The 12,252-nt window shown below is 68.9% G+C and carries 12 protein-coding genes; 9 read left to right on the top strand and 3 right to left on the bottom strand.

The genetic code is table 11. The annotated features are described in order from the left end of the window. Positions 1-16: 16 nt before the first annotated feature. Positions 17-457, top strand: a complete 441-nt coding sequence (locus ACYSM9_RS01740) for an SRPBCC family protein (protein WP_461855268.1) — start codon at positions 17-19, stop codon at positions 455-457. Here ACYSM9_RS01740 and ACYSM9_RS01735 read toward each other — a convergent pair. After that, positions 435-1,991 carry a carboxylesterase/lipase family protein gene (locus ACYSM9_RS01735; RefSeq protein WP_461855267.1) on the bottom strand — a complete coding sequence of 519 codons (1,557 nt, stop codon included), beginning with the start codon at positions 1,989-1,991 and terminating at the stop codon, positions 435-437. The two genes, ACYSM9_RS01740 and ACYSM9_RS01735, sit on opposite strands and share 23 nt — an antisense overlap. 100 nt (positions 1,992-2,091) lie before the next feature. Here ACYSM9_RS01735 and ACYSM9_RS01730 point away from each other — a divergent pair, with 100 nt between their 5' ends. After that, positions 2,092-2,841, top strand: a complete 750-nt coding sequence (locus ACYSM9_RS01730) for a GAF and ANTAR domain-containing protein (RefSeq protein ID WP_461855266.1) — start codon at positions 2,092-2,094, stop codon at positions 2,839-2,841. Here ACYSM9_RS01730 and ACYSM9_RS01725 read toward each other — a convergent pair. Continuing rightward, positions 2,826-3,116 (bottom strand): hypothetical protein, encoded by a 291-nt coding sequence (locus ACYSM9_RS01725; protein ID WP_461855265.1) that lies wholly within the window; start codon positions 3,114-3,116, stop codon positions 2,826-2,828. The two genes, ACYSM9_RS01730 and ACYSM9_RS01725, sit on opposite strands and share 16 nt — an antisense overlap. A gap of 230 nt (positions 3,117-3,346) precedes the next feature. On the opposite strand from ACYSM9_RS01725, the gene ACYSM9_RS01720 reads away from it, so the two are divergent. Genes ACYSM9_RS01720 through ACYSM9_RS01710 form a run of 3 tightly spaced genes read left to right on the top strand, consistent with a single transcriptional unit; the run spans position 3,347 to position 5,015 of the window. Next, positions 3,347-3,631 (top strand): hypothetical protein, encoded by a 285-nt coding sequence (locus tag ACYSM9_RS01720; protein WP_461855264.1) that lies wholly within the window; start codon positions 3,347-3,349, stop codon positions 3,629-3,631. Positions 3,632-3,664: 33 nt separating this feature from the next. After that, on the top strand, positions 3,665-4,141 hold the full coding sequence (locus ACYSM9_RS01715) for a universal stress protein (protein WP_461855263.1): 477 nt from the start codon (positions 3,665-3,667) through the stop codon (positions 4,139-4,141). A 49-nt stretch (positions 4,142-4,190) separates the two neighbouring features. Continuing rightward, a complete protein-coding gene (locus ACYSM9_RS01710; RefSeq protein ID WP_461855262.1) occupies positions 4,191-5,015 on the top strand; it encodes a nucleoside hydrolase in 825 nt (274 codons plus the stop codon). Between the two features lie 59 nt (positions 5,016-5,074). Here the strand turns inward: ACYSM9_RS01710 and ACYSM9_RS01705 are convergent, their stop codons facing one another. Next, positions 5,075-6,334, bottom strand: a complete 1,260-nt coding sequence (locus ACYSM9_RS01705; protein WP_461855261.1) for a glycoside hydrolase family 1 protein — start codon at positions 6,332-6,334, stop codon at positions 5,075-5,077. A 218-nt stretch (positions 6,335-6,552) separates the two neighbouring features. Between ACYSM9_RS01705 and ACYSM9_RS01700 the strand changes: the two genes are divergently transcribed. The 4 genes from ACYSM9_RS01700 (at position 6,553) to ACYSM9_RS01685 (ending at position 12,228) form a co-directional block, all read left to right on the top strand. Continuing rightward, on the top strand, positions 6,553-8,109 hold the full coding sequence (locus ACYSM9_RS01700) for an ABC transporter substrate-binding protein (protein ID WP_461855260.1): 1,557 nt from the start codon (positions 6,553-6,555) through the stop codon (positions 8,107-8,109). Positions 8,110-8,171: 62 nt separating this feature from the next. After that, positions 8,172-9,113: an ABC transporter permease gene (locus ACYSM9_RS01695; protein ID WP_461855259.1), complete on the top strand. Its 942-nt coding sequence runs from the start codon at positions 8,172-8,174 to the stop codon at positions 9,111-9,113. Next, positions 9,110-11,224 (top strand): dipeptide/oligopeptide/nickel ABC transporter permease/ATP-binding protein, encoded by a 2,115-nt coding sequence (locus ACYSM9_RS01690; RefSeq protein WP_461855258.1) that lies wholly within the window; start codon positions 9,110-9,112, stop codon positions 11,222-11,224. The genes ACYSM9_RS01695 and ACYSM9_RS01690 overlap by 4 nt, the downstream gene beginning before the upstream one ends. Then, the gene (locus ACYSM9_RS01685) at positions 11,221-12,228 is read left to right on the top strand and encodes an oligopeptide/dipeptide ABC transporter ATP-binding protein (RefSeq protein WP_461855257.1); all 1,008 of its coding nucleotides are present in this window, start codon (positions 11,221-11,223) and stop codon (positions 12,226-12,228) included. The genes ACYSM9_RS01690 and ACYSM9_RS01685 overlap by 4 nt, the downstream gene beginning before the upstream one ends. Positions 12,229-12,252 lie beyond the last annotated feature (24 nt).

The raw sequence follows: 12,252 nt of genomic DNA, 5'->3' as shown, positions 1-12,252 counted from the left end.
TTCCTACACTGGGGTGATGATCACAGTGACCGGAAGCGTGGAGACCAACCTGTCCGCCGAGAAGGCCTTTGCCTTCCTGAGCCAGTTCGAGAACACGAGCAAGTGGGACCCCAACACCCCGGTGATGGACAAGCTCACGCCGGGCCCGGTGTCGGTGGGCCACCGCTACCACGCCGAGTCGGAATTCCGGGGGAAACGGCAATCCCTGGAATACGAGGTCATCGAGCTGGCCGGGAACCACATCAAACTGCGGGGCGAGAACAAGAGCGTGACGTCCTTCGACTCCATCGACGTCAGCCCGAACGGGACCGGCTCGGTGGTGAAGTACACGGCCGAGTTCAGCATCAAGGGGCCCGCCAAAATCATCCAGCCGCTCCTGAAGCCGGCCTTCAATTCCCTGCGCGACCCTGCCCTGAACGGGATCCGCGAAACCCTTAATGGGCTGGCAGCGGGCTGACGCTGCCAAAGAATTCGCGGATCTCCCGCCGCGGGTCGTCCTGAAGTCGCGGCCCGTCGTCGAGGATCATGGTGGTCCGCTCCGTGCCGTACGGAGGCCAATCGAGCCGCGGCGTGGCCGGTGACCCCGTGCGTGCGAAGGATCCCCACGCGCCGCTCATGCTGTCGCTGAGGGGCTGCGGCGCCGTGCCGCGGGTCAGGAAGGCCGCGGCGGGGGTGTCCAGGTGCCGGAACACGAAGGGGATGTCCAGCGCGTGGCCGGCGCCGAGCTTTCCGCCCATGGCCGGGCTGCGCCAGGTGAACAGGTAGGCGAAGGTCCGTCCGCGCGCCCCGGCGCGGGCCGCGCTGGCACGCGCGTCAAGCAAGCGGTTCGTGGGCTGCCGGTACACCACATCCGCAATCGCCGCTTCCAGCAGCTCCTTGCCCCCGGGTTCCCGTGCCAGCGCGGCTGCCACGGCCTCGGCATAGCCGCCTGCCTGGTCCCCGGGGATACCGGCGCCGGCGAGAACGGCGGCCGCACGGGCCGGGTAGCCGGGGGCGTCGGGAGGCACCGGGCGCATCTCGACGGCGAAGGACCCCTCGTTGAGGTTGGTTCCGGTCAGCAGGTCCACGCTGCCGTTGACGCCGCTGCGTATGCCCTCCAGCGGCGGCGCCGGCAGCGAGGGTGTCCCAATCGTGGGCTGGAAGGGCAGCGGGACCGCGAACGATTCGGCGGCGGCGCGCTGCTCCAGCAGGGCCTGGGCCTGCAGCAGGCGCTCCACGGGGAGGGTCAGCAGCTCCGGGGCGGACTGCGCGTCCAGCCCGCAGAACTCCAGGAACAGGGCAGTGGTACGCGCTGAGTCTTCCGGGCTGCGGTAGCGTTCGGCGGTCCCGCTTTGCATGATCGCCCGCCTGAAAAGGCCTTCCGACGCCGGCATGCCCAGCAGGGTGCCGATGGCCGCGGCGCCTGCGGACTCACCAAAGATGGTCACGTTGTGCGGGTCGCCGCCGAACGCGGCGATGTTGCGGCGGGCCCAGCGCAGGGCTTCGAGCTGGTCCAGCAGGGCAAGGTTCGACGAGTCTTCGAAGCCCGGCCCCAGCAGGCCGTCCAGGTGCAGGAATCCCAGGGCGCCAAGCCGGTAGTTGATGGAGACGACCACGGCGCCGGTCGCAGCCGCGAGCCTGCCGCCGTCGTACATCGCGTCACTGTTGGCGCCGAGCAGGTAGGCGCCGCCATGGATCCACACCATCACCGGCCTGACCGGCGCGTCCGTCCCCGGGGTCCAGATGTTCAGGTTCAGGCAGCCGTCCTCGCTCCACGTGCGGGGCGCGGCGCCCGGCGGCGCCGGCGACTCGGGATTCTGGGGCGCCGAGGGGCCGAACGACGTGCAGTCACGCACGCCGGGCCACGGCGCAGCCGGGGCCGGCGGGCGGAACCTGCCCGGACCCGACGGCGGCGCCGCGTAGGGGATCCCGAGGAACCGCTGCAGCGTGGTTCCGTCGATGTCCAGCGGCGTGCCGCGGACCGTGCCCGCCGCGGTGGAGAGGAGCGTCATGGTGTCAGGTTAAGGCCATCGCGCAGGTAGGCTGGCATCACCGTTCGGCAGAGGGCGGCCATGAAGCCGTGGCCTATTATTACCGCCGGGAGGGAGACCCTTGGTCAACGCCGACGCCCCGCATGACGATCTTTTCGCCGACGTTGCCCGGCGCCTGCAGGATTCTTTCCTGGAAAACCCCGCTGTGGAGGCCTGCCTCCAGGAGTTGGCGACCTATGCGGCGGCCAGGCTGGGCGACGACCGGCAGGTGCTGTGCGCGATGACCGTGCTCCGGCCCAAGAAGCCGGCCACAGCGGCCAGCAGCAGCCCCGGCGCGCGCCTGCTGAGCGACCTCGAGCACCGCTACGGGGACGGACCGGGAACCACGGCGATGCGGACCGGCGGCACCGTGCTCGTCGGGGACGCGAGGCGCGACGGACGGTGGCCTGAATATTCGCAGGCTGTTGCGGGGCAGGGCTGCTTTTCCATCCTCAGTATTCCGGTGGGCCTTGAGGGCAACGCCCGCGGGGTGCTGAGCCTCTACAGCGGTCACCCCGGCGCATACAGTACGGACGTGGTGGGCCAGGCGGAAGCCTTCGTCCGCCAGGCGGCCAAAGGACTCACACTCGCACTGCGCATGGTGAAGCTGGAGGAAACCAAGGACGGCATGGCCGCGGCCATGCAGACGCGGACCGTCATCGACCTGGCCACCGGTGCCATCATGGCGCAAAACCGGTGCAGCCAGGCGGATGCCTTCACGGTGCTGCGCAAGGCATCCAACGCCCGGAACATGAAGCTCCGCGATGTTGCCGCCGCCGTGGTGTCATCGGTGGCCGGGGCTGAAGGGGTGTCAACCTACTTTGACGAGTAGGGATCCGGCCGTCCGGGATGCACCAGGAACAGCGGCGAATCGCTGAACGGCGCACGAAGCGGCAGGCCCTCCGCGCCGCAGTATTCATTGACCGCCTGGGCCAGCGCATCGCGTTCCTTGGCCGGGAGGGTGGATTCCCCCGCGCAGTAGTCCCTGAGGACCTGTTCCGAAGCGTCGCCGCCCAGTGAGACGAACTCCAGCCAGAGCTGGGCCATGTCCATGTGGTGTTCCTTGATGACAGCGCCCGTCAGGGCCTGCTGGTCTGCCTCATCCATTGTCCCCTCCTGGGTTGGATCCAATTCCTCCATGGCAGTTCGGAGCTGGCGTCCCGGCGGATGGGTGGCGGGCGACAATTTTCCTGCGGTCCCACGGCCCGCGGTTTTCCGGGACTCTGCTCCCTGCGCCGCGCAGCCGGGACGTCGTGGGGACCTTTGCCTCTAGGCAGGCGCACGTGGGACCGGCCACCCTGAGTGTCTGGAGCAAAGGAACCAGGAGGGAAGAAATCATGGGTGCTTGCGATGTCTGCGGCAGCAGCGACGGTCGGATGTTCACCGTCACCATGGGCAGCCAGACCGGGACGTTCGACAGTTTCGAATGTGCCATCCACATGATGGCGCCGGCCTGCGAGCACTGTGGATGCCGGATCCTGGGGCATCCGATTGACAGCGACGCCGGCGTCTACTGCTGCCTCCACTGCGCCAAGGAGGCAGGAAACCCGCACCACGCGGCCAAGGCAGAGCATACGACGGTTGCAGTTCCGGCCCAGGGTGCCGCCGCGGAGCAGCCCTGATCCGGCCGGATCAAAGGGAACCGGAAGTGGGGCATGATGGCGGGCGACGGACGCTTCAGGATAGTAGTGGGCGTGGACGGTTCGGACCAGTCCCGGGCGGCCATGGACTGGGCCATCGGGGAGTCCAGGCTGCGCGGCGGCGAAGTCCTGGCGCTGACCGCCTGGAGCTTTCCCTACGTCAGCGACGCCCTTGGTACGGCCTGGGACTATGAGATCTTCCAGAAGGATGCCCAGGCCATCCTCGAAGCGGAGCTTGCCCGCGTCAAGGACGCGGGCGGGAACGTGACCGGCAAGGTGGTGGAAGGCAACCCGGCCGCGGCGCTGGTGGACGCCTCCAGGAACGCGGACCTGGTGGCTGTGGGTTCGCGTGGCCACGGCGGGTTCACCGGGATGCTGCTCGGCTCGGTGTCCCACCAGACGATCCACCTGGCCCACTGCCCGGTGCTGGTCTTCCGTGAACCCCGCCCCGCTGAGGGTGCCGCGTCCGGGGGAGAACCTTCCGGTGAATGAAATCCCCGTCCTGTAAGCCTTCCGGTTTTGCGAGGCTTTCCGGATGGACATGATCCGGATTGAACCCCGCTGCCGCGTAATGATCGACAACGACTGGGCGGGGGACCCGGACGGGCTGGTCGCGCTGGCACACCACGCCTTGTCGCCTGCCAACCGGATCGTTGCCGTGACGGGTTCGCTGACCAACCCGATGTTCGGGCCCCCGGATGGCATGGCGCAGGCGGGCGCGGACCTGGCGGCGGACCTGCTCCGCGTCCTGAAGCTGCCGGAACCGGCGCAGGTGAAGGCGGGGCCGGACACACCGTTCACCGGGCAGCCGCGGACGAACCACGCCGCCCGTGCGATCGTTGATGCAGCCAAAGCCGGGGGAGAGCTCCCACTGGTCCTCGTCTGTGCCGGGCCACTGACGAACGTGGCCGATGCGCTCCTGCTGGATCCCGCCGCCGCCTCCCTGTTCACCCTTGCCTGGGTGGGCGGTGCTGCCCGGAACGGGGACGAGTACAACTACTTCACCGACCCGGCTGCCGCGGAGTTCGTGCTTGGCAACCGGGAGCTGGCCGTGTGGCAGTTCCCGGCCGAAACCTACCGGCAGGTTGTCGCGCCGGTGGCGGAACTGGACCAGGCCTTCCGGGACGGAGGCCCCGCCGGCGCCTGGCTCTGGGAGCACTTCCACGGCCTTGAGGTGCCGGACTTCGTGAAGTTCGGACCGCTGTGGTGCCTGGGCGACAGCGCGCCCTTGGTGGTCACAGGCCTGGACGGCGCCCCTGCCACGTTCACGGAAACGTCCGCCGCGCCGCAGCGGCGGACCTATACGGGCGTTGACACCCGGCTGGTGGTTGCGGACTTTGTGGCGAGGCTGCGGCTGCACACATAGCCGCCGGTCGTGCGAATGGCCCGGACTTCCACCAGAAAGTCCGGGCCATTGCGGCGTCGTCAGGCGGGCTGGGCCACAGGGGAGGCTGCATGGTCCCGGGCGAGGCTGCCCAGCCAGTGCGCGCTCTCCTTCGGCGTCCGCTCCTGGGTGGAACGGTCGACGGCGATCAGGCCGAACGTGGGCCGGTAGCCGAAGATCCACTCGAAGTTATCGAACGCCGTCCAGGCAATGTAACCCCGGACATCGATGCCGTCGGCAAGGCAGGCCGCAACGCCGTCGACCGCTGTTTTGAGGTACGCAACCCGCTGGGTGTCATCCTCGGTGGCAAGCCCGTTCTCGGTGACCATCACCGGGATGCCGGCAATCCGCGCGGCCTCGCGGATGGTGGCTTCCAGCGCCTGCGGGTAGATCTCCTCGCCCATCTGGTTGGTGGGAGCGCCTTCCGGCGCGGCGGCGTGTCCTTCCGGCCCGTAAACGGTGCGGCCGTACGTCTGGATGCCCACGAAGTCGTCGCCGCGGGAGGCCTCGAGGAAGCGCTCATTGACGTCGCGCCGTACCCTGTCCGCGGTCTCCTCGCCACCGGGGAGGGACTGGATGTCGGAGTTGGCCAGCGTCCAGCCCACCTGCAGTTCCGGCCGGTGGGCTTTGATCACGGCGGTGGCGGCCCGGTGGGCGGCCACCTTCACGGTGAACCCGGCCTCCGTGGAACAGAACTGGAACGGAGCCACGGTGCTGGCGTCCACGCCCAGGCGCTCCGCCGCGGCAGCCCACACCGGTACCGACCCGCGGTCGTCCGGCGCCTCTCCGCCGATGCCGAACGACTCCAGCAGCCAGGGAAGGTTGGGTTCGTTCAGGGTGCAGGCGACGCCGATGAGGCCGCCCAGGTGCGCCATGACCCGGTCGCAGTAGCGGGCGAACAACTCCGGGGTTTCCCGGGATTCCCAGCCACCGCGCCGCAGCAGCCACAGGGGAGACACGAAGTGGTGGAACGTCACCACCGGGGTCAGGCCGTGCTCCACACAGGCCTCCAGCACGCGCTTGTAGTGGTCCAGTTCAGCCAAGGAGAAGTGGCCTTCCTCCGGTTCGACACGCGCCCACTCGATGGAAAAGCGGTAGCTGCTGAAACCCAGGCCGGCGATCAGGGCGATGTCCTCACGGTAGCGGTGGTAGTGGTCCACCGCATCCCCGGACGGCTCGGCGAAGATCGTCCCGGGCAGGTGCTCCAGGAACCAGGTATCGCTGTTGACGTTGTTGCCTTCCACCTGGTGGCCTGCGGTGGCGACGCCCCACAGGAAGTCGCGGGGGAACGGGTTGGTCATGGGGTTCCTTTCGTGATGGGGGCCGTGGCGGCGCCCAGGCGTCTCTGCCTCCACCCATCCTGTCCGGCCGCGTGACCGCCGCCACAATACATTTTCAATCAATGACATTGTCATGTCTGGCGGCCGCGGCCCCGGCCGATTCTTGAAGGGAGCCGGCGAGCTAGCCAGCCCCCGCAACCGTTTCTCCGTCATCACATCAGAATGCAAAGGCGCACTACATGAAACTTCCGAACTCCACCGCCCGTGCGAGCTCCGCCGTTCTGGCCGGCGCGCTGCTGATGGGTTCCCTGGCCGCCTGCGGCGGAGGCAGCTCCCAGGCTGCCAACTCCGTTGACAAGACCACCCTCACCATCGGTGTCGAGAGCGACTCGGGCTCCTTCGGCTACGACCCGCTGCGGGTTTCCGACGCACAGCGCCAGTTCATGGAGGGCCTGTACGACAACCTGCTGGAACTCCAGCCCGACGGCAGCACCGGACCCGGCCTGGCCACCGCCTTCGACTACAACGCGGACAACACCGTCCTGACCCTCACCCTCAAGGAGGGCATCACCTTCACCGACGGCTCCACGCTGGACGCCGCCTTGGTGAAGGCAAACTTCGACCGCCGCTCCGATACCGCCCTGAGTGCCTACTCAGCCATCGCCAAGGGCGGGGCCCAGGAAATCGCAAGTGTCGACGTCGTCAGCCCCACCAAGGTGGCCATCACCTTCGCCAAGCCGCAGCCGGGCTTTGAAAAGAACCTGACTTCCACCATGGGCATGATCGTAGGCAAGAACGGCGTCACCGACTCCGCCAGCCTGGCCACAACCCCGGACGGCTCCGGCCCGTACACACTGGATCCGTCCACGGTGAAGGGCAATAAATACGTGATGGTCAAGAACGACAAGAGCGCCGACGCAGCCGACTACGCGTACAAGAAGATCACCTTCAGCGTGATCATGGACCCGCAGGCCCGCGCCAACGCCCTGGTGTCCGGCCAGGCCGACGTTGCCCAGCTGACATCACCCACCGTTGACTTCGCCAAGTCCAAGAGCGTGGGCGTCTCGCAGATCGGCGGAACCGTCCAGACCATGATCTCCTTCGACAAGACCGGTAAGACCGCACCCGCGTTCGGCAGCGAAAAGGTCCGCCAGGCCATCCAGTACGCCATCAACCGGCAGGCCCTGGTGGATGCGCTGCACAAGGGTGACGTCCCCGCCTGGAACGCCCTGCCCAAGGATTCCGCCGGCTTCACCGAGGCCCTGAACACCGAGTTCGCCTACAACCCGGAGAAGGCCAAGAGCCTGCTGGCCGAGGCCGGCTACCCCAACGGCTTCGAGTTCACCATTATCGCCGGCGCCCAGACCCAGACGGATCTGCAGGCCGTCCAGAAGGACCTCGCCGCCGTCGGCATCACCATGAACGTGAAGATGGCCGCCTCCACCGATGAGGCCTTCGCCGCGGTCGCCACCACCCCGCTGGGCTACTCACCCCTGAGCTGGGACAACCCGACGGGCCTGATGTTTGGGGCCATCCTGAATGGCTTCACCAACGTCCAGAAAGCCACCGATGAGCAGCTCACCGCCGCTACCGGCGAAGTGGCGGCCGCCAAGGACGACGCCGCGAAGAAGGTGGCCCTGACCAAGCTGAATACCCGCCTGGTGGAGTCCGGCTGGCTGGTCCCCCTGTATGAGTCGCTGTCCAACTGGGGCTACAACACCAAGAAGGTCCAGGAAGTGAAGTTCGCGGGCACCAACGCCTACCCGCTGCTCTCCTCCTACAAGCCCACCAACTGATCCAACGCGCCCGGCGCCCCTGTCTACCTGGGGGCGCCGGGCCTGACCAAGGGAGGTCACCCATGGCAATGTTCGTTGCCAAGCGCCTGCTGATGGCGCTCGCTACGGTGCTGGTGGTTGCGGTGCTGGCGTTCCTGCTGGTGCACGCCATGCCGGGCAGCCCCGGGGCCGTGTCCCTCGGAGCCGGCGCCTCCCAGGATGCCATCAACCAGCTCAACCAGCAGCTGGGCTGGAACGATCCGCTCGTCACCCAGTTCTTCCGCTGGCTGGGGGACGCCGTGCAGGGCAACCTGGGCGTCTCGCTGATCGACGGCCGCTCCGTCAGCGCGGACTTGGCGGCACGCCTGCCGGTCACGGCGTCCCTCGCCGCCGGCGCCACCATCCTCAGCGCCGTCCTGGGTATCGCCCTGGGAGTAACCGCGGCGGTCCGCGGCGGGTTCCTCGACCAGGCCATCGGCGGATTCGTGGGACTGCTGGTCGCCCTGCCGGCCTTCTGGGTGGGCATCATCTTCGTCTACCTGTTCGCCGTCCAGTCCTCGGTGTTCCCGGCCACCGGCTACGTGCCCTTTGAGGTTTCACCGCAGGACTGGGCGTTGTCCCTCGCGTTGCCGGTGATCACCTTGGCAGTGGGCGGTGCCGCCTTTATCGCCCGCCAGACCAGGGCCTCCATGCTTGAGGCGCTGCAGCAGGAGCACATCCGCACGCTGCGTGCCACGGCCACCCCGACGTGGAAGATCCTCTACGTCCATGCCCTGCGCTACGCCAGCCTGCCCATCGTGGCCGGCATCGCCCTGCAGTTCATCGGCCTGTTCGGCGGATCCGTCATCGCCGAGCAGCTGTTCGCCATGCCCGGCCTGGGCCAGGCCGTCCAGTCCTCCGTCAGCACCCACGACGCCCCCGCCGTACAGGGCGTGGTGGTGATCGCCACCGTGGTGGTGGTCGCCGTCAACCTGGTGCTGGAACTGGCCACCAAGTTCCTCGACCCGAAGTTGCGTGCCTCATGATTCCCTCCATCGCCCCGGCCCCCTCGGATGCGGACCAGCCAGCAAGCACGACGGCGTCCGCAGCGCCCGCGCGCAGCGCCGGCAAAGCGGCGGTCACCAGGTTGTCCCGGCACCGGCTGCCCACCTCGCCCGGCGCAGTGGCCGGCATCGTCTGGCTCGCCGCGCTGGTTGCAGCGTCACTGACCTCCCCGCTCTGGCTGCCGTTCAAGACAGAGGACCAGGATTTCACCGCGGTCCTCTCCGGCCCCACCGCCGCGCACTGGCTGGGCACCGACGAACTGGGCCGGGACATCCTCAGCCGCATCTTCGCCGCCGCGGCCGGCACCCTGGGAACGTCGCTGATCACGGTGATTGTCGGCGTCGGACTTGGCACCATACTGGCCATGGCCGCTGCCGGTGCGGGCGAGCGGGTGGAAGCGGTGATCAGCCGGGTCACCGAAGTCATGATGTCCCTGCCCGGCACCGTGATCATCCTGGCGGTCATCGGCGCGGTGGGAACCAACATCCCCGTGGTCATGGCCATCCTCGGCATCCTGATGTCCGCCGGGATCTACCGGGTGATCCTGGGCCAGGCCAAGTCCCTGCAGTCCCAGCTCTATGTAGACGCCGCCACGGTGGACGGACTCAGCCCGCTGGGCATCAGCCTCCGCCACGTCCTGCCGGGCCTGGCCAACACCATCGTGGTCCAGGCGGCGCTCATCTTCGCCGTGGGCATGCTGATCCAGGCCGGCCTGGCGTTCATTGGATTCGGACCGCCCATCCCGCAGCCCAGCTGGGGCGGCATGATCCAGGGCGCCTCCCAGCACGTCTACGACGCCCCGTGGATGATGGTGCCCACAGGCGCCGTGCTGGCACTGACGGTGCTGTCCGCCAACGCCATCGGCAACGCCCTCGGCAAGGCACCCAACGCCGCCGCCCCGCACTTGCCTTCGGCGGCAGCCCGCAGGCAGCGCGCCAAAGCGGTGGCCGCCATCGCGGCGGCCGAACCGGCTTCCGGGTTCGCGCCGGCACCAAACAACGACGGGCAGGGGGCGCTCAGCGTCCGCAACCTGTCGGTCGGCGTGGATTCTGCAGGTTCGGGCAACGGCGTGCGCCCGGTCACCGATGTCTCCTTCGACGTCGCACCCGGCTCGGTCCTTGGCCTGGTGGGTGAGTCCGGCTGCGGCAAGACCATGACCGCGCTGTCCCTGCTCGGCCTGCTGCCTTCCGGAGTGTCCGTGACGGGCGGGCAGATCCTCTGGAACGGCAGGAACCTGGCCGCCACCACGGACAGGGACATGGAAGCCGTCCGCGGCCGCGGGATCGCGCTCATCAGCCAGGAGCCCATGCGGGCCCTGGATCCGATGTTCACCGTGGGCTACCAGCTCACCGCGGCGATCCGCCGGCTCCGCGGGATGGGCAGGGCCGGGGCGCGCCAGGAGGCCCGGAGCCTGCTGGAGAAGGTTGGCATCGTGGATGCTGAACGCATCCTGAGGACGTACCCGCACCAGATCAGCGGCGGCATGGCCCAGCGCGTGGCCATCGCACTGGCGCTCTCCGGGCAGCCCAGACTGCTGGTGGCGGACGAACCCACCACTGCACTGGACGTCACCGTGCAGGCCGAAATCCTGTCCCTGCTCCGGGCCCTGGTGAAGGATTCCGGCATGTCCGTGGTGATGGTGACCCACGACCTTGGCGTGGTGGCGGACATCTGCGACCAGGTGGCCGTCATGTACGCCGGGCAGGTGGTGGAAAACGGGAAGACCGCTGACATCCTGGACGACCCCCGCCACCCCTACACCCTGGCCCTGCTTGCCGCAGACCCGCACGCCAACGACGCCGACACCATGCCGGAACGCCTCGCCACCATCAGCGGCCAGGTGCCCCAGCCCAAGGACTGGCCCACCGGCTGCCGCTTCGCGGCGCGCTGCCAGTTCGCCGGCTCCGCCTGCACGGACCCCGTCCCGCTCCTGGCGTCCGGCACCGGCGACGGCCTGGTGCGCTGCGTCAAGGCCGACCAGCTCGCCGTCGAAGGCATGGACTGGCTGGCCACGGATGTACCCGCCGTCCGCCTCCTCCCGGTCAGCCCGGCCGGCACGAACCACTCCGCGATTGAAAAGGACCTGGCATGAGCACCGCAGTCACGGAACGCCGCGACCCCTCGCAGGACCCCGCCACGGCCCCCCTGCTGGAGGTGAAGGATCTGGTGGTCCGCTACGGCTGGGGACGCAAGGCAGCCGCAGCGCCGGCCGCCGTCGACCACGTCAGCTTCAGCATCGCGTCCGGTGAAACCGTGGGCCTGGTGGGGGAGTCCGGCTCCGGGAAGTCCACCATCGGCAAAGCGGTCCTGGGGCTGCAGAAGGTTTCCGGCGGGTCCATCAGCTACCAGGGCCGGGACATCACGTCCGCCGGCCCCGCGCAGCGCCGGGCCCTGGGCGGGGCGCTGCGCGCGGTCTTCCAGGACCCCAATTCCTCCCTGAACCCGCGGAACACCATCGGCACCTCGCTGGCCGAACCGCTCCGCCTGCGCGGCGCGTCCCCGGCCGAGGCCCGGGCCAAGGCCGAGGAGATGCTGGAACGCGTCGGTCTGCCGCGCGAGGCCGTGGACCGGTACCCGAGCCAGTTCTCCGGCGGCCAGCGGCAACGCATCTCGGTGGCCCGCGCCCTGATCTGCGACCCGAAGCTGGTGGTCTGCGACGAAGCCGTCAGCGCCCTGGACCTCTCCACCCAGGCCCAGGTCCTCAACCTGCTGGCCGACCTCCGCGACGAACGCGGCCTGAGCTACCTGTTCATCGCCCACGACATCGCCGTGGTCCAGTTCCTGGCCCAGCGCGTGGTGGTGCTCTACCGCGGACAGGTGATGGAAACCGGGCCGGCCGCGGACGTCACCGAAAACCCGCGGCACCCGTTCACGCAGGCGTTGGTGGCCGCCTCCCCCGTGCCGCGGCCCGCCGAACAGGCCGCCCGGCGCGAAGCCCGCGAGTCCCTGGGCGTCCGCACCGGCGCCGCCGCAGTCCCCGGGCCGGGCGGCTGCCCCTTCCGGCTCCGCTGCCCCCTGGCCACCGACCTCTGCGCCAGCGAGCGGCCAGCGCTGCGCCCTGTGGGCACGGCCGACGTCGCCTGCCACTACGCCTAGATTCCTTGACCTACTTCAGAACGG

It is taken from the genome of Arthrobacter sp. C152 (assembly GCF_054890965.1).
Note: the sequence above shows the minus strand (reverse complement) of the source record. Positions and strands in the feature narration are given on the sequence as shown.

What these genes read in the sequence shown, in the direction of transcription:
- ACYSM9_RS01740 (WP_461855268.1), top strand. Translation starts at nt 17, where the DNA reads ATGATCACAGTGACCGGAAGCGTGGAGACCAACCTGTCCGCCGAGAAG.
- ACYSM9_RS01735 (WP_461855267.1), bottom strand. Translation starts at nt 1,991, where the DNA reads ATGACGCTCCTCTCCACCGCGGCGGGCACGGTCCGCGGCACGCCGCTG.
- ACYSM9_RS01725 (WP_461855265.1), bottom strand. Translation starts at nt 3,116, where the DNA reads ATGGATGAGGCAGACCAGCAGGCCCTGACGGGCGCTGTCATCAAGGAA.
- ACYSM9_RS01720 (WP_461855264.1), top strand. Translation starts at nt 3,347, where the DNA reads ATGGGTGCTTGCGATGTCTGCGGCAGCAGCGACGGTCGGATGTTCACC.
- ACYSM9_RS01715 (WP_461855263.1), top strand. Translation starts at nt 3,665, where the DNA reads ATGATGGCGGGCGACGGACGCTTCAGGATAGTAGTGGGCGTGGACGGT.
- ACYSM9_RS01710 (WP_461855262.1), top strand. Translation starts at nt 4,191, where the DNA reads ATGATCCGGATTGAACCCCGCTGCCGCGTAATGATCGACAACGACTGG.
- ACYSM9_RS01705 (WP_461855261.1), bottom strand. Translation starts at nt 6,334, where the DNA reads ATGACCAACCCGTTCCCCCGCGACTTCCTGTGGGGCGTCGCCACCGCA.
- ACYSM9_RS01700 (WP_461855260.1), top strand. Translation starts at nt 6,553, where the DNA reads ATGAAACTTCCGAACTCCACCGCCCGTGCGAGCTCCGCCGTTCTGGCC.
- ACYSM9_RS01695 (WP_461855259.1), top strand. Translation starts at nt 8,172, where the DNA reads ATGGCAATGTTCGTTGCCAAGCGCCTGCTGATGGCGCTCGCTACGGTG.
- ACYSM9_RS01690 (WP_461855258.1), top strand. Translation starts at nt 9,110, where the DNA reads ATGATTCCCTCCATCGCCCCGGCCCCCTCGGATGCGGACCAGCCAGCA.
- ACYSM9_RS01685 (WP_461855257.1), top strand. Translation starts at nt 11,221, where the DNA reads ATGAGCACCGCAGTCACGGAACGCCGCGACCCCTCGCAGGACCCCGCC.